This window comes from uncultured Muribaculum sp. (assembly GCF_910583865.1).
In the GTDB taxonomy this organism is placed as follows: domain Bacteria; phylum Bacteroidota; class Bacteroidia; order Bacteroidales; family Muribaculaceae; genus Muribaculum.
The window spans coordinates 1-23,483 of record NZ_CAJTYX010000001.1 but is presented as its reverse complement, the minus strand read 5'-3'; the positions used below and the strand labels follow the sequence as shown (position 1 = coordinate 23,483).

General features: G+C 52.8%; 17 protein-coding genes. 14 read left to right on the top strand and 3 right to left on the bottom strand.

Annotation, left to right across the window (positions count from 1 at the left end; all coding sequences use genetic code 11):
* Window positions 1-179 precede the first annotated feature (179 nt).
* The 8 genes from QZ303_RS00085 (at window position 180) to QZ303_RS00050 (ending at window position 9,437) form a co-directional block, all read left to right on the top strand.
* Window positions 180-2,258, top strand: a complete 2,079-nt coding sequence (locus tag QZ303_RS00085; RefSeq protein WP_295727611.1) for a prolyl oligopeptidase family serine peptidase — start codon at window positions 180-182, stop codon at window positions 2,256-2,258.
* Window positions 2,255-3,190 carry a hypothetical protein gene (locus QZ303_RS00080; RefSeq protein WP_295727609.1) on the top strand — a complete coding sequence of 312 codons (936 nt, stop codon included), beginning with the start codon at window positions 2,255-2,257 and terminating at the stop codon, window positions 3,188-3,190. Before QZ303_RS00085 ends, QZ303_RS00080 begins: the two co-directional genes overlap by 4 nt.
* A gap of 24 nt (window positions 3,191-3,214) precedes the next feature.
* A complete protein-coding gene (gene murB / locus QZ303_RS00075; protein ID WP_295727607.1) occupies window positions 3,215-4,231 on the top strand; it encodes a UDP-N-acetylmuramate dehydrogenase in 1,017 nt (338 codons plus the stop codon).
* 11 nt (window positions 4,232-4,242) lie between these two features.
* Window positions 4,243-5,010, top strand: a complete 768-nt coding sequence (locus QZ303_RS00070; protein ID WP_295727786.1) for an MBL fold metallo-hydrolase — start codon at window positions 4,243-4,245, stop codon at window positions 5,008-5,010.
* Between the two features lie 98 nt (window positions 5,011-5,108).
* Entirely contained in the window at window positions 5,109-5,951 is an 843-nt protein-coding gene (locus QZ303_RS00065; protein ID WP_295727606.1) for an META domain-containing protein, read from the top strand.
* 324 nt (window positions 5,952-6,275) lie between these two features.
* Window positions 6,276-7,175 (top strand): DMT family transporter, encoded by a 900-nt coding sequence (locus QZ303_RS00060; protein ID WP_295727604.1) that lies wholly within the window; start codon window positions 6,276-6,278, stop codon window positions 7,173-7,175.
* 52 nt (window positions 7,176-7,227) lie between these two features.
* Window positions 7,228-8,697: an RNase adapter RapZ gene (locus QZ303_RS00055; protein ID WP_295727603.1), complete on the top strand. Its 1,470-nt coding sequence runs from the start codon at window positions 7,228-7,230 to the stop codon at window positions 8,695-8,697.
* On the top strand, window positions 8,694-9,437 hold the full coding sequence (locus QZ303_RS00050) for a nucleotidyltransferase family protein (protein ID WP_295727602.1): 744 nt from the start codon (window positions 8,694-8,696) through the stop codon (window positions 9,435-9,437). Before QZ303_RS00055 ends, QZ303_RS00050 begins: the two co-directional genes overlap by 4 nt.
* Here QZ303_RS00050 and QZ303_RS00045 read toward each other — a convergent pair whose 3' ends face one another.
* Window positions 9,438-9,872 carry a DUF4234 domain-containing protein gene (locus tag QZ303_RS00045; protein ID WP_295727601.1) on the bottom strand — a complete coding sequence of 145 codons (435 nt, stop codon included), beginning with the start codon at window positions 9,870-9,872 and terminating at the stop codon, window positions 9,438-9,440. It lies immediately after the preceding gene.
* A gap of 346 nt (window positions 9,873-10,218) precedes the next feature.
* Between QZ303_RS00045 and QZ303_RS00040 the strand changes: the two genes are divergently transcribed.
* Window positions 10,219-14,856, top strand: a complete 4,638-nt coding sequence (locus QZ303_RS00040; RefSeq protein WP_295727599.1) for a translocation/assembly module TamB — start codon at window positions 10,219-10,221, stop codon at window positions 14,854-14,856.
* A gap of 14 nt (window positions 14,857-14,870) precedes the next feature.
* Here QZ303_RS00040 and QZ303_RS00035 read toward each other — a convergent pair whose 3' ends face one another.
* Together QZ303_RS00035 and QZ303_RS00030 are read right to left on the bottom strand one after the other, a co-directional pair.
* Window positions 14,871-17,060, bottom strand: a complete 2,190-nt coding sequence (locus QZ303_RS00035; protein WP_295727785.1) for an alpha-galactosidase — start codon at window positions 17,058-17,060, stop codon at window positions 14,871-14,873.
* Window positions 17,061-17,118: 58 nt separating this feature from the next.
* Window positions 17,119-18,333 (bottom strand): dicarboxylate/amino acid:cation symporter, encoded by a 1,215-nt coding sequence (locus QZ303_RS00030; protein ID WP_295727597.1) that lies wholly within the window; start codon window positions 18,331-18,333, stop codon window positions 17,119-17,121.
* Between the two features lie 336 nt (window positions 18,334-18,669).
* On the opposite strand from QZ303_RS00030, the gene QZ303_RS00025 reads away from it, so the two are divergent.
* From QZ303_RS00025 to QZ303_RS00005, 5 genes are read left to right on the top strand one after another with little or no spacing between them, the layout of a single operon-like run.
* Window positions 18,670-19,554 (top strand): prephenate dehydratase, encoded by an 885-nt coding sequence (locus tag QZ303_RS00025; RefSeq protein WP_295727596.1) that lies wholly within the window; start codon window positions 18,670-18,672, stop codon window positions 19,552-19,554.
* Between the two features lie 30 nt (window positions 19,555-19,584).
* Window positions 19,585-20,757 carry an aminotransferase class I/II-fold pyridoxal phosphate-dependent enzyme gene (locus QZ303_RS00020; protein ID WP_295727595.1) on the top strand — a complete coding sequence of 391 codons (1,173 nt, stop codon included), beginning with the start codon at window positions 19,585-19,587 and terminating at the stop codon, window positions 20,755-20,757.
* A gap of 2 nt (window positions 20,758-20,759) precedes the next feature.
* Window positions 20,760-21,839, top strand: a complete 1,080-nt coding sequence (locus QZ303_RS00015) for a bifunctional 3-deoxy-7-phosphoheptulonate synthase/chorismate mutase type II (protein ID WP_295727594.1) — start codon at window positions 20,760-20,762, stop codon at window positions 21,837-21,839.
* Window positions 21,840-21,848: 9 nt separating this feature from the next.
* Window positions 21,849-22,622, top strand: a complete 774-nt coding sequence (locus tag QZ303_RS00010) for a prephenate dehydrogenase/arogenate dehydrogenase family protein (RefSeq protein WP_295727593.1) — start codon at window positions 21,849-21,851, stop codon at window positions 22,620-22,622.
* A 6-nt stretch (window positions 22,623-22,628) separates the two neighbouring features.
* On the top strand, window positions 22,629-23,309 hold the full coding sequence (locus QZ303_RS00005; RefSeq protein WP_295727783.1) for a DUF2461 domain-containing protein: 681 nt from the start codon (window positions 22,629-22,631) through the stop codon (window positions 23,307-23,309).
* The last annotated feature ends 174 nt before the right edge of the window (window positions 23,310-23,483 follow it).

Below are 23,483 nucleotides of genomic sequence, written 5' to 3'. Positions count from 1 at the left end.
TTTCAACCGGTTGGGCCGGTACAATATCCTACAGGTGTAGGGACGCGGCGACGCCGCGTTGCATCCCGGATGCTTCCGGCATAACAAATGCAACGCAAGCCACCGCGTCCCCGCTCATATAAATAGATAAATCAATGAAATCATTTTCTTTATCAGCACTAACAACAGCTTTTTGCATCATGGCTTCAAGCGCACAGTCGTTGAAATATCCGGTCGCTCCGTCCGATAACACTGTTGACAACTATTTCGGTACCAGCGTTCCTGACCCTTACCGCCCTCTGGAAAACGACACGGCCGCCACAACCGCCCGGTGGGTCGAGGAGGAGAATGCGGTCACACGCGCCTATCTTGATTCAATCCCGTTCCGTGCGGACATACACAAGCGTCTGACTTCGCTCTTCGACTACCGCAAGCATGGTCTGCCTTCGAAGAAGCATGGATGGTACTATTTCTATGAGAACGACGGACTGCGCAACCAGTCGGTGCTCTATCGCACCCGTTCGCTCGATGCCGAACCGGAAGTGTTCCTCGACCCCAACACCTTGAGTGATGACGGCACTGTGGCACTGACCGGAGTATACTTTTCCAACGACGGACGCTATGCCGCCTACACCATATCGCGCAGTGGGTCGGACTGGACTGAGATATATGTAATGGATGCCGCTACTAAGCAGCTCCTTCCCGACCATATAGAGTGGGCGAAGTTCACCGGTGCAGCATGGCATGGCGACGGGTTCTATTACAGCGCCTATCCGGCTCCCGAGAAAGGGAAGGAGTTCAGCAACGCCAACGAGAACCACCGCATATACTTCCACCGTCTCGGCACTCCGCAGAGCGATGACGCCCTCGTCTATGAGGAAGCCGACCAGCCGCTGAGATTCTTCTCGGCATCTATCCCCGACGATGAGTCGATGATTTTCGTCTATGGGGCCGGACAAGGTCTCGGCAATTCCGTGAAAGTGCATAGCCTTAAGGATAAACTTGCCGAATGGAAGGTGATGAGTCCCACCCAGGACTACGAAGTTAGCGTGCTCGATGTGATCGACGGGGTTATGTATATCTACACCAACTATGGTGCTCCGCGCTACCGCCTTATGACGGCTACCCTCGATAATCCCGGTATGGATCATTGGAAAGAACTCGTGCCTCAACAGAAAGGGGTGCTGACCGGCGTTGACTTCACAGGCAAGGACAAGATGATACTCACCTACGACACCGATGCCTCCAATCATGCCTATCTTTATACCCTTGCAGGGAAGGAGATTCGCGAGATTCAGCTGCCCTCGATTGGCTCTGTAGGATTCTCGGCGAGTCGCAAACATCCGGAAGTCTATTATGCGTTCACTTCGTTTGCATATCCTTCGGCTCTTTATAGCTACGATGTCGATTCCGACCAGTCCGTACTCTACCGCTCATCCGACATAACGGATTTCAATCCATCCGACTATGTTACTGAGCAGGTATTCTACCCATCGGCCGACGGTACCAGGATACCCATGTTCATTACTTACAAGAAGGGACTTGAGCGTGACGGTTCCAACCCCGTATATCTTTACGGCTACGGTGGCTTCAACATATCGCTCAATCCGTCATTTTCCGCACAGCGTATTCTGTGGCTTGAAAACGGCGGTATCTACGCCCAGGCCAATCTTCGTGGCGGAGGCGAATATGGCGAGGACTGGCACCTTGCCGGCACAAAGCTCAACAAGCTCAATGTGTTCAATGACTTCATCGCAGCAGCGGAGTACATGATATCGCAGGGATGGACCAACCCCGAACTCATCACCATCGAAGGCGGCTCAAACGGTGGCCTGCTCGTAGGTGCCACCGTCAACATGCGTCCCGACTTATTCAAGGTGGCCATACCGCGTGTCGGCGTGATGGATATGATGCGCTACCATCTGTTCACCATCGGATGGAACTGGGCGCCGGACTACGGCACTTCTGCCGATTCTCCCGAGATGGCCGCATATCTCCTCGGCTATTCGCCGCTTCACAACATAAGTGACAATGGCACTCCTTACCCTGCGATAATGGTCACTACCGCCGACCATGACGACCGCGTGGTGCCGGCCCACTCGTTCAAGTATGCGGCGCGGCTACAGGCTTCCGATACGGGAGATGCTCCCAAGCTGATACGCATCGACAGCAAGGCAGGTCATGGCGCCGGAAAGCCGGTCGGGAAGGTCATTGATGAATATACCGACATATATTCATTCATATTCAAGAATTTAGGCAAGACTCCCGCTGTGAAATGACGATGCGTCTCCTATCCCCTCTGACCATAGTGGCGACTCTCCTCGCGGGTGTCGCCACCTCATGCTTCACCGGTATCGAGAGCACTCCGCGCATAACCGATAAGGATGTGTCGCGCCGTCATGTCGTGACCACCGACGAGGACCGTTTCCTTGCCGATGTGGCCCGTCAGCCTATAAAGGCATGGCAGCCGGGTAAGCGCTTTTACGTCACCGACCAGAAAATCTCCCTCGCTCTTGAGCCGGGGGCGCCGGAAGCCGCTGTCGGCACCGAGTTGCGGTATCTCGGCAGCCGTGGCGTCACGTCAGTCACCGGTGGTGAGGATACCGAATTGATATTCGCTTTTCCTGAAGGTGGCGAGGCCGTATATCGCATAAGCGCCTCGCAGTCCGAGCTGGAAAGTCGTCCGGCTGTTCCGGTCCCTTTCACAATTGAGACGAGCATGGTCGATTCGGTGCGCTCGCGGCTTGTCGGGCGCGATCTCTACGTGCGTACCTCGCTGTGGTATGATTCAGTGGGCAGCCCCTTTACAGGATTGAAATATATCCCGGTCAAGATCGAGGATGTGGTCCCGGGCAATGCGGTATATCCTGTCAAGGTCGTTTTCTCAGCCGATGTCGACGGACGTCCGGCCGTTGCCTCGATGTTCATGTCGGTTGGGGATGCGGTGCATTCCGCACGCAATTTCTCTTCGCTTTTCAGTTTCACCGATCCCCGTCAGCGCTATCCTATGATTGCCGATGCCAACTGGGACCGTATAGTCCACGGGCGTGTGGCTCTTGAGATGACACGTGATGAATGCCGTCTTGCGCTCGGGTCGCCGTCGCGTATTGACCGCTATCAGGGCACGAGTGCCTACGGGGAGCGATGGATCTACGAAAACGGCGTCTACTTAATATTCTTCGACGGGATTCTCTCATCATTCCGTCAATAGATTCACCGTCAATTGACTTTTTCTATGAATCTGCAACAGAATTTCGATCTTGCATCCGTCACCACGTTCCACATTCCGGCTCGTGCGCGCTACTATGCTTCATATTCGTCTGTCAATGAACTTAAGCGGTTGCTTGACATGCCGGAGTTACGTTCTCTACCCGTGATGCACATGGGCGGAGGGAGCAATCTCCTCTTTACCCGCGACTATCCGGGTGTAGTGCTCCATTCCGACATCAGAGGTATAAACTTCCATCCCGATCCACAAAACGATACTGTCGTTTATGCTGTTGCCGCTGCCGGAGAGAGGTGGGATTCATTTGTGGAGACGGCATGCCGTGCGGGATATGCGGGCATAGAGAATCTTTCGCTCATCCCGGGTTCGGTAGGGGCTGCCGCAGTGCAGAACATCGGGGCCTACGGGGTCGAACTTGCCGACCGGCTGCATTCGGTGGAGGTCTATGACACTTTCAGTGCGGAGGTCGTAGAGCTTCCTCGCGAACGACTGGCCTACGGCTACCGGCAGAGCCTTTTCAAGCAGCCGGAGGTTGCCGGACGCTACGTGGTCACTGCCGTCACCGTGCGCCTCTCCACGCTCAATGATTTTCATCTCGACTACGGGCCGCTTCGGGAACTCTCCGGTAATCCGGCACTGTCACCTGCCGACGTGCGTCGGCGCGTCATCGACATTCGCCGTGCCAAGCTCCCCGATCCCGACGTGGAGGGCAACGCCGGGTCATTCTTCAAGAATCCGGTAGTGGATAAAGCTAAATTCCATTCGCTCCTTGGTGAATATCCCGACATGCCTTATTATATCCTCTCCGACGGTGATGTGAAGATCCCCGCAGGATGGCTCATAGAGCACGCGGGAATGAAAGGTGCGAGGGTAGGAGGTGCGAGGGTCTATCAGCGTCAGTGCCTTGTCATTGTCAACACCGGATCGGCTGTCGGCGCGGATGTCGTGGCTCTCAGCAGGAAGGTGCAGGAGGAAGTCATGCGTGTTTTCGGTCTGGAACTTCATCCTGAAGTGATTTTTATATGACTATGCCTTCTTTGACATTGCGTTTCCTCGGCACCGGCACGTCGACAGGTGTGCCGGCGATTGGCTGCACATGTCCCGCATGCTTGTCGACCGACACACGTGACAAGCGTCTGCGCTCATCGGCCATACTGTCGGTAGGCTCTGTCAATCTGCTCATCGACTGTGGGCCTGATTTCCGCCGCCAGATCATCGATGCGGGTGCGCCGCCATTACATGCCGCTTTGCTCACACATAGCCACTACGATCATGTGGGCGGCATCGACGACCTGCGCCCTTATTGCCATTCCCTACCCGAGGGGCATTTCCCGGTCTACTGTACCGCAGATGTCGCTGACGATCTCCGTTCGCGAGTCCCTTACTGCTTTTTGGAGCATCCTTATCCGGGCGTGCCGACTTTTGCCATACATGAGATTGATCCATCCAAGCCTTTCATGATAGAGGGTGTGGAGGTCACGCCGCTGCCTGTCATGCACGACAAGCTTCCTATTGTCGGTTTCAGGGTAGGGCCGTTGGCCTACATTACCGATGCCAAGACAGTGCCGGAATCCACATTTCGCCTTCTGGAGGGTGTGGATACTCTTGTGCTGAATGCATTGCGCTACCTCCCGCATCATAGCCATCTTTCGGTCGAGGAGGCGCTTGAAGTAGTCCGGTGTGTGAAGCCGCGTGTCACATGGTTTACCCATATCGCCGACGGTCTTGGGCGTCATGCCGATGTAGAGCCGACACTTCCTCCGGGCGTCCGCCTTGCTTACGACGGCCTCTCGATTACTCTCTGAGAGAAGATTTTAGAGGTTGCTTTTTAATAATCTCTTAAACTTTATCCGTTTATTTGTGTCTTATTTATATAGAACGAACTGATTAAAATTACACGACTATGAACCGTAAAATTCTTACAATAATCGTTTCTACCCTGCTCCTCTCCTCATGCGGAGTTTTCAAAAGCAATAAAAAGACTATTACAGTGCCTAAAGAACAAGTGACACAGACTGCCACACCGATGAAGCCGACTGATGCTTCTCAGCTTGACGGCGAATGGCTCGTATGGACGGTAGGAGGCAAGAAAGTAACCGGCGAGGCGCGTCCTTACTTGAATTTCTCGATTGCCGAGGGACGTATCTATGGAAACAACGGCTGCAATACAATCAACGGCGACTTTACCACAGGCGCAGGGCAGTCGCTGGGTATCTCCAACGTGATTTCCACGATGATGGCATGTGCTGACGCTCCTTTTGAGAGTGCCATCAACCAGGCTCTCGACAATGCACGTTATTTCACCGTGTCAAAGAAAGGACATGAACTTTATCTTGACCTGCTTGACTCGTCGAAATCGACAATAATGGTGTTGCGCCGCCACAACATGGAATTTCTCAACGGGGCATGGACGCCGGTCGAGATCAACGGAAAAGCCAATCACAATGAGGAAGTGAGGATGGTGATTGATGTGCCGGAGCAGAAACTGCATGGCAACAGCGGTTGCAATCTAATGAACGGATCCCTTCTTATCGATCCCGACAAGAACAATAGTGTGCAATTTCTCGACATTGCCACCACCCGCATGATGTGCGACCGTGAGAGCATGGCCACCGAGACCGCCCTCCTTGTGGCTCTCGAAAGCGTCGAGCATGCCCGTCCCGGAAAGAACGGCAACGTTGTAATGACCGACAAGGACGGCAAGACTGTCCTCGTCCTAAAGCATATCAAGCTTTCAGAAGAATAATCCTCTATCCATAACCGGCAATAGCTTCAGAACCGTAAGTAAATATTATGGTTTTGACATTCCATTGATTATTGGAATACAATTTATTTAGGTATCATGGAGACCGTGTTTTCCGAGTGTGTCAGATCACTCAGAGAGCACGGTCTTTTCATGAGAGAACCGTATCATATAAATTTGAACAGGCTCTTAGAAATCCCGTGATTTATCCGTAAATTTGCATAAAAATTGCAAGCGGGAAGCGTTTTGCAATTTTAATGCACGTAAAGAAACAGTCAAAAGAGAGTATATATGGTTTCACAGACCGGCGTTTCACATCGACCACAGATGTCAATTATATTGTATAATGTGGGAGCATTGCTCACGGTAGCTGCGTGGGGTGTGTCGTTTGTATCCACGAAAGTACTTCTCGATCACGGGCTTCAGCCGACGGAAGTGTATGTGTACCGCACATTGCTCGCATATGTTATGATATTGTCGGTATGCCACAAACGTCTGGTGTCAAATTCAGTACGCGACGAGCTGCTTTTCATTGCGTGCGGCATGTGTGGCGGTTCTTTATATTTCATCGCCGAGAATACGGCTTTGGAGCATACGCTGGTGTCGAACGTGTCGCTGATAGTGACTCTTGCGCCGTTGATAACCACGTTGCTTGTTGGTGCCCTCTATAAGGCCGAGCGTCCGACAAAGGGGATGATAGCCGGTTCTCTCGTGGCTTTCCTTGGAGTCGGTCTGGTGATATTCAACAGCTCGTTTGTGTTGGCTGTAAAGCCTCTCGGCGATCTTCTCGCTTTGTCGGCGGCTGTGTGTTGGGCGGTATATTCGTTGGTATTGCGTAAGCTCAGTGCGTTTTATACGGTTCTGTTCATCACACGCAAGACATTTTTCTACGGTCTGCTCACCGCACTCCCATTCCTCTTTACCGAGCCGGGGCATTGCGATTTCAAGGTATTCGCCGAAACGGCGGTATGGGCTAATTTCCTGTTCCTTGGAGTATTCTGTTCTATGCTTGCGTTCTTGATATGGGCATGGGCCGTCAAAGGCATAGGTGCGGTAAAATCCAACAATTACCTGTATGTACAGCCTATCATCACTCTTGTGGCCTCAGCTCTTCTGCTTGGGGAACATGTCACGTGGGTAGGGTATATGGGATGTTCGCTGATACTTATAGGCGTGATACTTACCGATCGGCTCAGCATCGTGCATCCGAGCAAGCCGACTCATTAGATTTTGCGATAGAGAAAAATTCGACTATAGTTAATTCATCGGGCGATTCTGAATGATGATTGAGGAAAATGCAAAGATGGCCGGCGACAATATGCTTGGCCGCCTATATGAGAATGTCACGGGGACGGTTCCGGAGAGCATGGTGCTTCTTCCCGGCGCAGGTTCCGGCAGACGGTACTATAGACTTCGCGGCTCCGAGACTATGATAGGCGTAGTCGGCACAGATGCGGCAGAGAACAAGGCGTTCATCAGGCTTTCGCGGCATTTTCGCGACAAGGGGCTGCCCGTGCCGGAGGTGAAGGGGGTGAGCGACGACGGCATGAATTATATACAGGATGACCTTGGGTCGACGTCGCTCTTCGCGTTCATAGCCTCCGGACGTACCCAGGGTGTTTGGAGCGACGATGTTCGCGCCGTGTTGAAGCGCACCATCCGTGTGCTTCCGGCAATCCAATGGCGTGGTGCCGAGGGCCTTGATTTTGATGCCGTATGTTTTCCCGTAGGCGCGATGGATCGCCGTGCGCTTATGTGGGATCTTAACTATTTTAAATACTGCTTTTTGAAACCGTCCGGTCTGGAGCACTCCGAACCGTTGCTGGAGAGGGATTTCATGGAACTTTGCGACAGGGTGCTGGAGCATGACACGCCCACATTTATGTACCGCGACTTCCAGTCGCGTAACGTGATGCTCGGTGCTGACGGCTCTCCATGGTTCATCGACTTTCAAGGTGGCAGGCGTGGCCCTTACCATTACGATGTGGTTTCGTTTCTTTGGCAGGCGCAGGCTCGGTATCCTGATGAGCTTCGCGAGGAACTTATCGATGAATACATAAAGGCCGCGCAGCCGTATGTAAGTATAAACGGCGATGTGTTCCGGAAAGAGCTTAAACTGTTTGTGCTTCTGCGTACACTTCAGGTGCTCGGCGCCTACGGGCTTCGCGGACTTGTGCAGCGCAAGGCCCATTTCCTTCAGAGCATACCGGCGGCCATGGACAATCTGCGCCGTCTGCTCGACGACGCTCCCGAGGGAATGGACTACCTTATGGAGACGTTGCGGCGCCTGACCCGGCTGCCGCGATGGAACGCCGACAAAGGCGCGGGAACCGACATGACCGTAAGGGTCAACAGTTTCGGATATCGCAAATCGGGCATCCCCGAGGATACTACTCCTAATGGCGGTGGATTCGTGTTTGACTGTCGCGCATTGAGCAATCCGGGGCGTTATCCCCAGTATCTCGCTCTCACGGGCCGTGATCAGGCCGTGATCGACTTCCTTGAAAGCGACGGTGAGGTAGGGCGCTATCTCGATCATGCTTATGCGCTTGTCGACATGGCAGTCGAGCGCTATATCGAGCGCGGATTTTCTCAGTTGATGGTGAGCTTCGGATGCACCGGGGGACAGCACCGATCAGTGTATGCCGCCGAGCACATGGCACGTCATATCAACGACAAATATGGCGTGAGGGTGGTGCTGTGCCACCGCGAACAGGGTATATCCACCATTTACAATGCGCGCCGATGAAAGGAATGGTGTTTGCGGCGGGGCTTGGCACACGCCTGCGTCCACTGACTGACGATCGACCCAAGGCTCTCGTGGAACTTGGAGGGATACCTATGCTTGAACGGGTGCTGCTGCGCATGAAGGATTGCGGCATAGAAGAGGTGGTGGTCAACGTGCATCATTTCGCTGAAAAGGTCAAGGCATTCCTGCGCGAGCACGGCTGCTTCGGAATGGACATACGTGTGAGCGACGAGAGCGGGATGCTGCTCGACACAGGAGGAGGTTTGGCTGCTGCTGCGCACATGCTTCGTGGCAACGAGCCGATATTGCTGCACAATGCCGACATATATACCGACGTGGATTTCCGGGAAATGGAGCGATGCCATTCCGCTTCTGAAGCCGACGCTACACTTATGGTAGCACATCGTGTCACGTCGCGGTATCTGCTGTTCGACGAGGATATGCGCATGCAGGGATGGACCGACGTGCGCGACGGTTCGGTACGTCCGGAGGGAACTGATGCGTCGGGGCTGGTTCAGCTGGCTTTCGGTGGTGTGCATGTGATTTCCACCTCGTTGCTCGACGATTTGTGCCGCTATGGCAGGAACAAAGGTAAGACGGTGTTTTCCATTACCGGCTACTATATCGATGCATGTCGGCGTATGGCTATAAAAGGATGGTGCCAGCCCGAAGATACGAGCTGGCACGATATCGGCACGCCCGATAAGCTTCGTCGGGCGGAAGAGGATGTGCGTAAGTAATCAGACGGCAGCGGGAGCGAAGCCTGCGGGTGCTGCTGGGATAAAGCCGTTGAGGCTGTTGTAGGTGGCGTTTACTGCATTCTGTAGATAGAGCATCTTGCAGAATACCACGAGATTGAATATACCGAGGGTCAGCCATCCGAAGAATATCGAGAGGATGTAGGTTGTGACCTGTAGGCCCTGGGGTTGTCCGTTGACGGCAAGATAGGTGTTGCAGCGGGATATCCATTTGCAGTACCACACGATGGAGTAGATGCCAAGCGTGATTATCGACAGGATTATGTACAGTGCCAGTCCGGTCGTGTTCTGCCCATCGGCACGGCATGCCGTGTTGGTCTCTTTGGCAAAAGCATAAATCAGATACCACTGGTAGAACCCTAACGTGATGATCGACAGGAAAAATGTGAGCCAGAAGCCTCGGTTTGTGGGTAACATGGTTGAAGGGTTGTTTTACTTCCGGCCTTGTCCGGAACTTTATCGGCCCGGCAGTCATGTGGTCGGCTGCAACGCGCTCGAGTGATTAATAATTGGTTTAAGCCGATGTTTTTTATGTCCTTGACGTCAAAAGCACCGATTTTGCAAATATATGCAATGAAATGATGTGATGCAAATGATTTTTAAGAAATAATTTCATTATTTACGGTTCATCACATATTTCTCGTATTTCACGGTGCGATTATGTTAATTTCAAGGGGGTGTACGGCATTATGTCGTGGAAGTTATGTAACTTTGTATCGGCAGACGGTGACATGTCTGCCGTTTTTTTAGAGATAGTTCCCGGATGACGCTGTTTTATAAGATACTCAGGTCGATACTGGTAACGTTGGTGCTGCTCTCTCTGGCTGTGCCGGCGTTACTGTATGTCATATTGTCGCTTCCTGCCGTGCAGAGGGCTGTGGCCGACCGGGGACGCAGCGAACTGACAGAGCTTCTCGGTGTCCCCGTAGAGATTGAGAGTATTGGAATAGCGCCGTTCAACAAGGTCACCCTGCATGGCGTGAGCGTTATCGTAGCTCCGGGCGATACCGCTTTGAAGGTATCGCGTCTTGGAGCGGGAGTGCGTCTGGGCAAGTTGTTGTTGAACAGGCGCATAGTTTTCTCGTATGCCGAGATTATCGGTCTGGATGCCAGGCTCAGACGTGATTCGGCCTCGGCCCCGCTCAACATACAGCCGGTAATAGACCATCTTAAGCCTCGTGACCGCAATAAGCCTCCTACGGCATTCGACCTCGCAATAGACAATATAGTGATACGCCGCAGCCGTCTTGCCTACGACGTGATGTCAGCGTTGCCTCCGGAATCCGGGCTTATCGACTTCGACCATATCGGGTTGAATGACATAAAGGCAGACATAAGGCTTCCACGCGTAAGCAACGACTGCTATGTGGCCGATCTGCGCAGGCTTGCAGCCACCGAACGCTCCGGGCTTGTCCTCAACTCGTTGTCGGGGAAGGTGCGCGTCTCGGACACTCTTCTCACGGCTGACGATTTCCACCTTGAGCTGCCATCGACACAGATTGACCTGGCCCCCGTCAGGCTGGCCTATTCGGGATGGGCTGATCTGACAGCGCGTTTCGCTCAGCATAGTTTTACGGTGGCCACTCTGCCGGGCAGCCATGTAACACCTTCCGATCTCGCTCCTTTTTTCGCTCCTTTCGCTCCGTTTGACTCCCCGATCGGAATAGATCTGAAGGCAGGAGGCACACTCGGGAATATCGCCTTGTCGCGGCTGTCGCTCACATCGGCCGATGACATTGCTTCAGTTGAGATAGAGGATGCCACTGTTACAGGTTTGCCGGCGATAGATTCTCTAAGCGTGAGGCTGCCTATGCTGCGCGCGCATGCCGACGGTCATAGTCTTGCCGAGTTGTGGAGCCGTACAGCCACTATGAATCCGAAAGTTATAGCCATGGCCGACACTTTGGGTGTGGTAGAAGCTGTGATAGACGCTTCAGTGGCCGACGGGACTACCGATTTGAGCATGACACTTGATTCGGAGGCCGGCGTACTTGATGTGGATGCACGGTATCACGGACCGTTCCGTAATCCTGAGGGGCCGCTACGGGCATCGCTTACTATTGACGGCATAGAAGCCGGAGCTATATCGGGAGTGAAAAATCTTGGAACGGTGAGTGGTAACGTCACATTTGACGGTCGTCTGATGGCCCGGCGTGCTCCTGTCGGTCGTGCCGAGATGCATATCGATGAAGTCGAGTGGGGTGGAAGTGTGATAAGCGGTTTAAGTGCCATGGTAGACCTTTCCACAGCCTCGCTGGATGCTGTGGTGGAGTCACATGACCCGATGCTTGACGCTTCGGCACGAGGCTCTTACGGTATGGTGGCGGGCCGTCATGATATTGATGCCGACATAAGAATCGCTTCATTCAATCCGGCTATGTTCGGTCTGTTTAAGAGTGACAGGCTTTCCGGTCATACTCTCAGCGGAAGAGTGGAGGTGGACATGCACGGCGATGACTACGATTCACTTGACGGCAGGATAGAGCTGACTGAAATGCGCTATGCCGCTCCAGACGATGCTGATGAGCTTACTCTCGACCATCTGCTGTTCATGGCTTCCGGCACAACATCACCTCGGTTCCTGATGCTCCATAGCGATGTAATAGATGCACGTACCGAAGGGGAGTACCGGATCAAGGACATAGTTCCTGTGGCACGTTGCATATTGGCACGGGTATTTCCTTCTTTGGCGGGTGAAAGCGGTTTGGAGGTTCATGGCCGGGAGGATAGGGGCCGGAATGTCGCGGATTCGACACCTCTTGACATGACATTCGACATGCAGGTGCGACAGAATGCCGTCACCGACCGATGGCTGTCGTTTTTCAATGTACCTGTCAGGCTATTGCGTCCTGTTTCGGTAAAAGGCGTGATGAGCGCGGCCGACATGTTGATAGAAGCGAGCATCGACGCTCCTAATCTGCTGCATAAAGACAAGTTCATAGACAATACGTATGTCGGAATCACCATTGACGGGGAAGCCGACGACGCACGGATGCTTGCCAATACGGTATATCCTACCAAGAAAGGTGATGCCGCGATCAGTCTGACTGCCGGAGGCGGTCATGATTCCATAAGCGTGCATGCAGACTGGAATATAGCCCGCGAGCGTGTGTTTCGCGGTTCGGTGGATGTAGGTGCCATGTTCTCACGTTCTCCCGACAGCAAGATTCCCGGAGACATGGCCACGGATATAGATCTGCGTTCGTCACGTATAGTGATCAACGATACTGTATGGCGTATACATCCGTCATTAATAGAGGTGACTCCGGCCCGGCATGTCTATGTTCGCGATTTCGAAGTAAGCCGCCGCAATCAGTTCATAAAGATAAATGGTGCGGTGTCAGATGATCCTGCCGACCGGCTGTGTCTCGACCTTCAGAGCATCGATCTGGACTACGTGTTTGAGACGCTCGATATAGGCGCTGCCATGTTCGGAGGCATAGCTACCGGAAAATTCTATGCTTCGGGGCTTCTTGGAAGCGAGCCTCGCCTGGAGACTCCCCGTCTCGATGTCGCCGGCATGACCTACAACGGTTCGCCGCTCGGTGATGCGTTGATAGCCTCGTATTGGGACAATGCTTCCCGAGGGGTGGTAATAAATGCCGACATCACGGGTGAGAATGGAGCGCATTCCTATGTCGACGGTGCCATATATCCCATGGCTGACAGTCTTGACTTCCATTTCAAGGCCGAGAAGCTCAATGTGGGCTTCATGCGTCCCTTCATGGAAGCTTTCACTTCCGAGGTGTCCGGATATGCTTCCGGGGAGGCCCGTCTTTTCGGCACATTCAAGTTCATCGACATGACAGGCGACATCTTGGCTGAAGATCTTGCTTTGAAACTTGATTTTACCAATACTTATTATCATGCCACCGATTCCATACATCTGACATCGGGGCGTATAAGCTTTGCCGACGTGACTTTGCGCGATGATTTCGGGCATACGGCGCTGCTCAACGGATGGGTGACCCATAAATGCTTCAAGGAGCCGGAATTTGAATTCCGTGTCAGCGATGCGCGCAACCTCATGTGTTACGATGTTACCGACCGCATCAATCCGGACTGGTACGGACGCATATTCTGCAATGGATCGGCATTCGTGAAGGGTGTGCCCGGCTTTGTAGACATAAACGTTAACATGTCGACCGCCACTGGTTCGACATTTACTTTCGTTCTCTCGGACACTGAAGCGGCGGGGGAGTATACGTTCCTTACGTTCCATGACCGTGAAGAGCTGAAAGGCGACCTGCTTCTCAATCTGGAGGATCCGCAGGAAGCGGCGTTGCGGCAGCTTAAGGAGAGTATACGCAAGGAGCGGCAGCACGTGCAGAATTCGTCGGTGTACCGTATCAACCTGCAGGTCGAGGCCACTCCTCAGGCGGAGCTTATATTGGTGATGGATCCTGCCGGAGGCGATCGCATAAAGGCTCGTGGCGACGGCAATCTGCGCATGGAGTATAACTCCACCGACGAGGACCTGCGCATGTTCGGCACTTATTCTCTTACTCAAGGCAGCTACAACTTCACGTTGCAGGACATCATCATAAAGGACTTCACGATCAAGCCGGGCAGCTCCATATCGTTTCACGGCAGCCCTTATTCAGCCGACCTTGACATCAATGCCGTCTATAGCGTCAACGCCAATCTTAGCGATCTTGACGAGTCGTTCCTTCAGGATAAGGACCTTAACCGCACCAACGTACCGGTGCACGCGCTGCTTAAGGTGAGCGGAGACATGCAGCAGCCGGACATCAGCTTCGACCTTGAGTTCCCCACGCTCACCCAGGACATTTACCGCAAGGTACGGAGCATAGTCAGCACCGATGACATGATGAACCGCCAGATAATCTACCTCCTTGCACTGAACCGATTCTATACTCCTGACTACATGGCGTCTACCACCAAAGGCAACGAGCTTGTGTCGGTGGCATCGTCGACAATATCGTCACAGCTAGGCTCTATGCTCGGGCAGCTCAGCGACAAGTGGAACATAGCCCCTACTTTCCGAAGCGATCGAGGGGACTTTTCCGATATGGAGGTGGATCTTGCATTGTCGAGCTACTTGCTTGACAACCGCCTGCTCTTCAACGGGAACTTCGGTTACCGCGACAAGGCTCTCAACAACAATTCGTTCATAGGTGATTTCGACCTCGAATACCTCCTTAACAAGTCGGGCAACGTGCGTCTTAAGGCTTATAACCGCTACAATGACCAGAACTACTACGTCAAGTCGGCTCTAACCACCCAGGGCGTGGGAGTGGTGTTCAAACGCGATTTTGATGATATTTTTTCATTCATAAAACGTCTGCGCCGCAAATATGAGCAAAAGAAACAACAGAAAGAGGAGAAATCGGAGCGTCAGGGTGTAGACGGTAAACCCGGTTCAGAAGTAGATGAGTGATAATGGGTTTAGGTTCATTGCGCAGTGAGTTCCACCACCATTGAAGTTTTTTGTCTGGATGATAGCAGGTCGAGACCGATTTTCATCAGGTAATCTCCGGTAAGGATTTTCCCATCTTGTGGAAAACGAGTTTCCGTGCCCGGCATCAGGTTTATTTCCTTGACAAGATAACGCTTCGCCGAATCGAGACCCTGCAGTTTGACCCGTTGCAGCTTCTCTGAGAAACGGGTGGCCAGGTCGTAAGCGAATACAACTGCGGTATTCCCGGTACCGTCGACATACTCCACTGCCATGTGGTTGGTGTCGTAGGGCGACACGAGGCGGTATTGCGTGCCATCCATGATGGCCGGCGAGAGCCGCTTCCAGTTTGCCACGGCATCACGGCAGTAGGCCAGTTCGTCGGGCGACAGCTTTTCGAGGCCGATATCGAAACCGAGGCGGCACATGGATGCCATGTCAGTGCGGAATTTGACGGTGGTTTTCTTGTTCCAGCCCGTCACGTGTGCCGCCATGGCCTTGGAAGGGAAGAATTGGGAGAACCCCCATTGTATGTAGGCGCGCTCTACCGGGTCTGTATTGTCGGAACACCAGAATTCGGTGAAGTATTTCAGCGCCTCGTAGTCGCAACGGGCACCACCTCCCGAACAGAGCATCATGGGCACGTCGGGATATTTCTCCTTTATGCGTTTGAGCACGTTGTAGATGCCGCGCACATGGTCGATGTAAAGATTGCCTTGATTTCCTTTCTGATAGGGGGAGTAGATGTTGGTGATAGGCGAGTTGCAGTCCCATTTGAAGTAAGCCACATCAGGATTCTTGGTCAGGATGTCATCGACAACGCCGAATACGTGATCCTGTACCTTTGGATTGCTCATGTCAAGTACGAGCTGGTTGCGGTAATAATACGTGTCGCGGTCGGGTTGTTCGATCACCCAGTCGGGATGTTTCTCGTAAAGCTCGCTTTTGGGGTTGACCATCTCCGGCTCTATCCATATGCCGAACTTTACGCCGGCGTTGCGGGCTGAGTCGACAAGGGCGGGAATTCCGCCGGGAAGCTTGTCGCGTGTAGCTTCCCAGTCGCCGAGACCTGCGCGGTCGTTCCGGCGCGGGTATTTATTTCCGAACCATCCGTCATCGAGCAGGAACATATCGACTCCAAGCTGCCGTGCTTCTTTCATTAGTCCGGAAAGTATATTTTCGTCGAACTTGAAGCCTGTGTTTTCCCAGTTGTTGAGCAGTGTGAGCCGAGGGGCGTCACCGTCTTTAAGACCATACCGGCGTGCCCAGGCCTGAAGGTCGCGTGAACCTTGTGATGTGCCGTCATAGCTGAGGGTGAATATGAACTCAGGTGTCGTGAACGTCTCGTCGGCATCAAGTTTGTAGGCTGATGCGTACGGATTTATGCCCGGAATTACACGCAAGTTACCCACATTGTCGATTTCGAAGGTGAAGCGGAAGTTGCCGGTCCATCCGATGGTGCCCATAAGTACTTCACCTGAGTGTTCCTTTACCGGCCCGTCGAGTCCTACCTCGAAAAACGGCGAGGCGTGCATCGCCGCGCGGCTTCCGAGTTTGGTATCTATTACTTTTTTGCCGAACTGCAGTTGCTGGCTGCTCATGCCGGCCTCTTTGGCCCAGTCTCCGCTGAATTCCGTAAGCCAGTATTCTCCTTTGTCGAAATATAGCATTCCGGATGCATATTGCCAGAGCGATACCGGTTTCTTCTCGTGGTGTGAGATTTCGCTCCATGTCTTTATGACATTCTCCTTTGGATAGGCCATGTAGTTAAGCGTGACGTCAAGAGGATACTTGTTGTCACGCAAGCTTATCCGAGTATGGATGCCCCCGTCTACCGGTTCGGAGGACGAGTCCACGTAATAGAGATATGTGGTCATGTTGCCGTCGGCGTGGGTCATGCCGAGAGCAGGTTCGAAGAAGTCCTCGTTGCCTGAAGTGGCGTAAGCTTCCCATCCTCGGCGGCTCACTGCCCCGTCGGTCGCTGCATGCCTGGACCAGTCGAATTCCCGTGTATCGGCCTCGTGGAGCAGTTTCGGACCTAAATATGTCTGGTAGAGCCTGCCGTTGTCACCCACTTGTAGCAGCAGGTCGGTAGAGTCGGTCGAGATGCGTATTACCTTTTTTTCATCGGAAGCCGCTTTATTGACACCGGCCCCAATGAGCAATGTAGCTATAAGTGAAATGATTGTTCTCATGCAGTAAGATGTTTTGTATCGGCTACAAATTTACGAAACTTTTCCTCCTTCATTGCGCCCTGAGGGAACGTTTGGCGAAGAAACGGTTGAGGATTACGGCGAGGGCCCCGTCGCCGGTGACGTTGCATGCAGTGCCGAAGCTGTCCATGGCTATGTAGAGCGCGATCATCAGGGCTATCGACTGTTCGTTGAAGCCGAGTATGCCCGAAAGCAGTCCGAGAGAGGCCATGATGGCGCCGCCGGGTATGCCGGGAGCTGCGATTATGGTCACTCCGAGCATGGCTATGAAATGGAGGAACAACGACAGGTCGTGGGGCTGGCCCTGCATGATGGTCAATGCAAGGGCGCACGCCACGATCTTCAGCGTCGAGCCTGACATGTGTATGGTGGCGCATAGCGGCACGGTGAATCCGGCCACGTCCTCGTCTACGCCGAGCTTTATGGTCTGACGGAGAGTGACGGGGATGGTGGCTGCCGACGACTGTGTCCCTAAAGCCGTAAAGTAAGCAGGAAGCATCGTGCGCAGCATAGTGAACGGGTTACGGCGGTTGAAACATGCGGCGATGCAGTATTGCAGCACGAGGATAAACACGTGTAGCACGAATATAACCACAATTATCTTGCTGAAAGCGTTGAGCACCACACTTACCTGCCCGGCTACGGTCATGATTACGAATATGCCGAATATGTAGAGCGGGAGCAAGGGGAGTATCACGCTGTCGATGGTGCGAGCCACGATGGTGCGGAACTCCTCCATGCCGTGGCGCAATGCCTTTCCGTTGAGGAACGCCATGCCGAGTCCCAGCATGAAAGCCAGCACGAGCGCCGTCATCACGGTCATCAGCGGAGGCATCTCTACGGTAAAATAAGGTGACACCTGCGGCGCTCCTTCCTGCAAGGAATCCAATCCTTTCATACCCTCGATCAGCGACGGGAAAATCGCGGTGCCGGTGAAATATGACATCAGTCCTGCAAAAAATGTGGCTCCGTAGGCGAGGGCACAGGTGGCAAGGAGCAGTTTCCCCGCACGTGCACCTATGTCGGCTATCGCCGGAGCCACGAATCCAATGATGATCATCGGAATCATGAAGCCAAGGAATTGCGAGAATATCGAGTTGAACGTCTGTAGTAGTTGCGCGAGCCACATGGGGGCTATCAATCCCAAGGCTGTTCCACCGGCTATTGCGATGGCTATTCTCCCGAGCAACCCTATTTTGAATCGTCGTCCCGGGGTGTGGCTGCGTGTAGCGGTATGATTTTCCATATATTGACTAACGCTGATTTTCTCTCTAAAATTATATAAAAAAGTATTGTTAAAGAATCGTTGTATATATTTATGGAAATGAAAAGAAACTTTTATGGGTAGAATGTTGCGGGATTAAAAAGAATGATTTAAATTTGTCGGGTCAAAGCTGAACAACTATGATGAATCGATTTTACGCATACTATTTTTCTTACTTCTATTTCACCGGAAATTGAAGCGGGTAGTGGCATGCGCAAAATCATGATGATAGAGCAATAATAAAACATCACTATAAAAATTCCCGCTCCTCCGCGATGAGGCAAGCGGGAATTTTGTTATACGAAGAGCGTATTTTTTATGGAAACCATAGACAATCCACATACAGGCGGCAAATCGCATCGGCGCGTCACCATTCAGGGTGTCGCCGGATGCTATCACGATGCTGCGGCGCGAGGGTATTTCGCGGGCGAGGAGATCGAGACCATCCCGTGCGACAGTTTCCCGGCTATGTTCGACATGCTCGGTGCCGACGCTTCGCTGCTCGGCACAATGGCTATCGAGAACACCATCGCCGGCTCGCTGCTACAGAACCATGAACTGCTGCGTGCGTCCAACATGCAGATCGTCGGTGAGTACAAGATGCGCATATCCCACACCCTCGCGGCGCTCCCGGGTCAGGCCATCGACGAGCTGACCGAGGTGAACTCCCATCCTATGGCGTTGAGGCAGTGCGAGCAGTTTCTTCTGCGCCATCCCAACATGAAGATGATCGAGACCTTCGACACTGCCGGAAGCGCCAAGGAGATTGCCGAGAAACGGCTTACAGGGCATGCCGCCGTGTGTGGCGAGTATGCCGCACAGCTCTACGGGCTGCAGATACTCCAGCGTGGCATCGAGACCAACAAACGCAATTTCACACGTTTCCTAATTCTTGCCGATCCGCTCATTGCCGCAGAGACCAGGCCTTCCGAAAGGCTGATTGACAAGTCGTCGGTGGTGTTCACGCTTCCGCATTCAAAGGGGGCATTGTCGAAGGTGCTTACCATATTGTCGTTCTACGATATAAATCTCACTAAAATACAGTCGATGCCCATACTCGGCAGGGAGTGGGAATACCGCTTCTACATCGATCTGGAGTTTGACAGCTATTCGCGCTACCGGCAGTCAATCGACGCTGTCCGTCCGCTGACCAACGACTTGCGCATACTTGGTGAATACACCGCATGCAAGAATGAGGTGTGAGGATACTTAATAATGTAAAAGTTTGAACTAATGAAAGAGATACGACCCGCCGACCGTGTGTCGGAGATTCAGGAATATTATTTCTCGCGCAAGTTGCGGGAGGTGGCACGCCTTAATGCCGAGGGACGCGACATAATATCGCTCGGCATAGGCGGTCCGGACCGCATGCCCTCGGCAGAGGTGATTGACACCCTCTGCACTGAGGCGCATAAAGCCGGTGTGCACAGTTATCAGCCTTATGTCGGTATTCCTGAACTTCGTAAGGCCATGAGCCGTTTTTACTCCACCCATTACGGGGTGGAACTTGATGCCGACACCGAGATCCAGCCTCTTATCGGCTCGAAGGAGGGTATACTCCATGTGTCGCTCGCATTCCTTAACCCCGGCGACGGAGTGCTCGTGCCTAATCCGGGTTATCCTACATATACCTCCGTCAGCCGACTTGTGGGGGCTGAGATATTCAATTACGACCTTACGGAAGAGAATGGCTGGATGCCGGATTTCGAGGCTTTGGAGCGTCTGCCTCTCGACCGTATAAAACTCATGTGGATCAATTATCCGCACATGCCTACCGGCACTCCGGCAACCATGGAGCTGTTTGAGAAGATTGTTGATTTCGGGCGTCGTCACGGTATAGTCATCGCCCACGACAATCCATACAGCTTCATCCTTAACGATAAGCCTCTGAGCCTGCTTCAGGTAGAGGGTGGCAAGGATGTGGCTATCGAGATGAACTCCATGAGCAAGAGCCACAACATGGCCGGATGGCGTGTAGGGATGCTTGCCTCCAATCCGACGTTCATACAGTGGGTGCTCAAGGTGAAGAGCAATATCGATTCCGGCCAGTTCCGTCCTATGATGCTCGCGGCGGCCAAAGGTCTTGACGCTCCGGCCGAATGGTATGCGGAACTTAATGATGTGTATCGTTCCCGTCGTGTAGTGGCAGAGAAAATAATGTCGGCGCTCGGCTGTACTTTCGACCCGCGTCAGCGTGGCTTGTTCCTGTGGGGACGTATTCCCGACAAGGAGGAATCATCCGAATCCTTGGCCGACAAGGTCCTCTACGGTTCGCGTGTATTCATCACTCCGGGATTCATATTCGGTCCCAACGGCGACCGGTATGTGCGCATCTCCTTGTGTGCCACGGAGGAGAAGTTGTCGGAAGCTTTGAAACGTATTGAAGAAACATATAAAACAGTATAATAATGACTGATCTTAAACCTATTCTGTCAGAAGAGACGGGTGCGATACATCCGTTGATCATAGCCGGTCCGTGCAGTGCCGAGACCGAAGAACAAGTGCTTGCCACGGCCCGTGAACTCGCCCGTAACGGAGTGAAGATTTTTCGTGCCGGCATATGGAAACCTCGCACCAAGCCCGGAGGTTTCGAGGGCATAGGGCGCGAAGGGCTTCCGTGGCTCGCCAAGGTAAAAGAGGAGACGGGGATGCTCACGGCTACAGAGGTGGCCACCCGCCGGCATGTCGAGGATGCTCTTGGTGCCGGTGTCGACATACTGTGGATCGGAGCGAGAACTTCCGCCAATCCGTTTGCCATGCAGGAGATCGCCGATGCCCTCAAGGATGCCGGTAAGGATGTGCCTGTCTTTGTGAAGAATCCCGTCAACCCTGACCTTGAATTGTGGATAGGCGCATTGCAGCGACTTTACAATGCCGGCATTCATCGTCTCGGGGCTATACATCGCGGATTCAGCGCTTACGGAAAGCACCTCTACCGTAACATGCCTCAGTGGCATATTCCAATCGAGCTGCGTCGCCGTTTCCCAAATCTTACCCTCATCTGCGACCCGAGCCATATCGGCGGAAAGAGGGAACTTGTGGCGCCGCTATCGCAGCAGGCACTTGACATGGGTTTCGACGGACTTATCATCGAGAGCCACTGCGACCCCGACTGCGCGTGGAGCGACAAGACGCAGCAGGTGACTCCTGAGGTGCTAAATTTCATTCTCAATACCCTTGTATTGCGTGATGCTACCGTGACTACAGAAAGCCTTACTCTTCTGCGCCAACAGATCGACGAGCTTGACAATGAACTGCTCGAAGTGCTCAACAAGCGTATGCGTGTGTCGCGCGAGATAGGCCAATATAAGAAGGAACACCGCATGCCTGTGCTCCAGATCGGTCGTCACGACGAGATAATGCAGAGCCGTGCACGTCTGGCCGAGGAGATGGGCATGTCAGGAGAGTTCATGCGCACTGTGCTGGCTGCGATACACGAGGAATCCGTGCGCCAGCAGATTGAGATATTCAATGACCGGACCCGATGATATAAGACGATGAAGATTCTGATAATAGGAGCCGGAAAGATGGGGTCGTTCTTCTGCGACGTCCTTTCCGGCAAGCACGAGGTGGCGATATTCGACACCGATCCCGGACGGTTGCTGTTTACATTCAACTGCCGCCGGTTCAGCAATGTCGATGAGATAGACGGGTTCGCTCCCGAGATGGTTATCAACGCAGCTACGGTAAAATACACCATCGATGCCTTCAAGGCTGTGATGCCGCATATCCCAAAGGGGTGCATACTGAGCGATATCGCATCGGTAAAGACCGGGTTGCCCGAGTTTTACGCGGAATGTGGCCACCCGTTTGTGTCGACCCATCCGATGTTCGGCCCGACATTCGCCTCTCTGAGCAACCTGAGCAATGAAAATGCCATCATCATCAGCGAGAGCGACCATCTCGGCAAGGTGTTCTTCAAGGATCTGTACAACGAACTCCGCCTTCATATAGAGGAATATACTTTTAGCGAACATGACGAGACGATAGCTTACTCGCTGTCAATACCGTTTGCGTCCACTCTTGTGTTTGCCGGATGTATGAAACACCAGTCGGCCCCTGGCACAACTTTCAAGCGCCACAAGGTCATAGCCGACGGTCTGATGAGTGAGGACGATTATCTGCTAAGCGAGATTCTTTTCAATCCGAACACTCCCCGCCAGCTCGAAAAGATTCGCGAACAACTCTCCGAACTTCAATCTATTATCGAGAATCGAGATTCCACCGCTATGGCTGCCTATCTATCACGTGTCCGTAAAAATTTGGAGTGAGACATGATGGATATGAATGACATATTGGACTTTCTGCGTGAGCTTAGGGCGCATAACGACCGAGAGTGGTTCAATGCCAATAAGGAGCGGTATCTGAAAGTAAAGGAGAGGGTCGACGGGCTTGCCGCTGAGTTGATCACGTTGGTGTCGGAGGTTGATGCGGAGGCATCGCGTCTGACTCCGGCCGACTGCACATACCGCATCTATCGTGACACGCGTTTTTCGACCGACAAGAGTCCTTATAAGACGCATGTCGGCATATTCGTCAATCCTCCGTTCGGCAAGAAGTCGCTCCGTTGCGGATACTATCTGCATATCGAGCCGGACAATTGTTTCTTTGCCGCAGGGACTGTGTGCCTCCCGTCGCCTCTAGTAAAAGCAATAAGGCAGAGTATCTACGACGAGATTGACGAGTATCGCTCCATCGTGGAGTCTGACGGGTTTCGCTGCGTGTTTCCAAGAATCGGAGAGAATCTGTTAAAGACTGCACCGAAAGGATTCCCGAAAGACTGGCCATACATGGACTATATCCGACCTAAAGATTTCTGCTGTAGTACGGATATCTTTTCAGATGATTCTTTGTCGCGGGACGATTTTCCCCGGAATCTCCTGCCTATAATCAGACAGGCCGGGCGCTTCAATGATTTCATCAATTATTCCATCGATGAATTTAATGAGACGCATTGACAGAAGAATACAGCAGAATTCGGCGGCGATAAATTGGATTCCATAATAAAATTTTAAGAAAAAAGATAAAAACAGAGTCCCGAATTGTTTAAATAGTGTTGAATAGGTTTAATAATACGTCACGGCAGACGCATCTTAAATAACCTTAACGGCTGTTGACCAATAAAAACCGGT

Bases quoted from the DNA above. Each gene is read 5' to 3' on its own strand.
- QZ303_RS00005 (WP_295727783.1), top strand. From the start codon at position 22,629: ATGGATATGAATGACATATTGGACTTTCTGCGTGAGCTTAGGGCGCAT.
- QZ303_RS00060 (WP_295727604.1), top strand. From the start codon at position 6,276: ATGTCAATTATATTGTATAATGTGGGAGCATTGCTCACGGTAGCTGCG.
- QZ303_RS00065 (WP_295727606.1), top strand. From the start codon at position 5,109: ATGAACCGTAAAATTCTTACAATAATCGTTTCTACCCTGCTCCTCTCC.
- QZ303_RS00050 (WP_295727602.1), top strand. From the start codon at position 8,694: ATGAAAGGAATGGTGTTTGCGGCGGGGCTTGGCACACGCCTGCGTCCA.
- murB (WP_295727607.1), top strand. From the start codon at position 3,215: ATGAATCTGCAACAGAATTTCGATCTTGCATCCGTCACCACGTTCCAC.
- QZ303_RS00025 (WP_295727596.1), top strand. From the start codon at position 18,670: ATGGAAACCATAGACAATCCACATACAGGCGGCAAATCGCATCGGCGC.
- QZ303_RS00085 (WP_295727611.1), top strand. From the start codon at position 180: ATGGCTTCAAGCGCACAGTCGTTGAAATATCCGGTCGCTCCGTCCGAT.
- QZ303_RS00040 (WP_295727599.1), top strand. From the start codon at position 10,219: ATGACGCTGTTTTATAAGATACTCAGGTCGATACTGGTAACGTTGGTG.
- QZ303_RS00030 (WP_295727597.1), bottom strand. From the start codon at position 18,333: ATGGAAAATCATACCGCTACACGCAGCCACACCCCGGGACGACGATTC.
- QZ303_RS00010 (WP_295727593.1), top strand. From the start codon at position 21,849: ATGAAGATTCTGATAATAGGAGCCGGAAAGATGGGGTCGTTCTTCTGC.
- QZ303_RS00020 (WP_295727595.1), top strand. From the start codon at position 19,585: ATGAAAGAGATACGACCCGCCGACCGTGTGTCGGAGATTCAGGAATAT.
- QZ303_RS00055 (WP_295727603.1), top strand. From the start codon at position 7,228: ATGATGATTGAGGAAAATGCAAAGATGGCCGGCGACAATATGCTTGGC.
- QZ303_RS00015 (WP_295727594.1), top strand. From the start codon at position 20,760: ATGACTGATCTTAAACCTATTCTGTCAGAAGAGACGGGTGCGATACAT.
- QZ303_RS00080 (WP_295727609.1), top strand. From the start codon at position 2,255: ATGACGATGCGTCTCCTATCCCCTCTGACCATAGTGGCGACTCTCCTC.
- QZ303_RS00045 (WP_295727601.1), bottom strand. From the start codon at position 9,872: ATGTTACCCACAAACCGAGGCTTCTGGCTCACATTTTTCCTGTCGATC.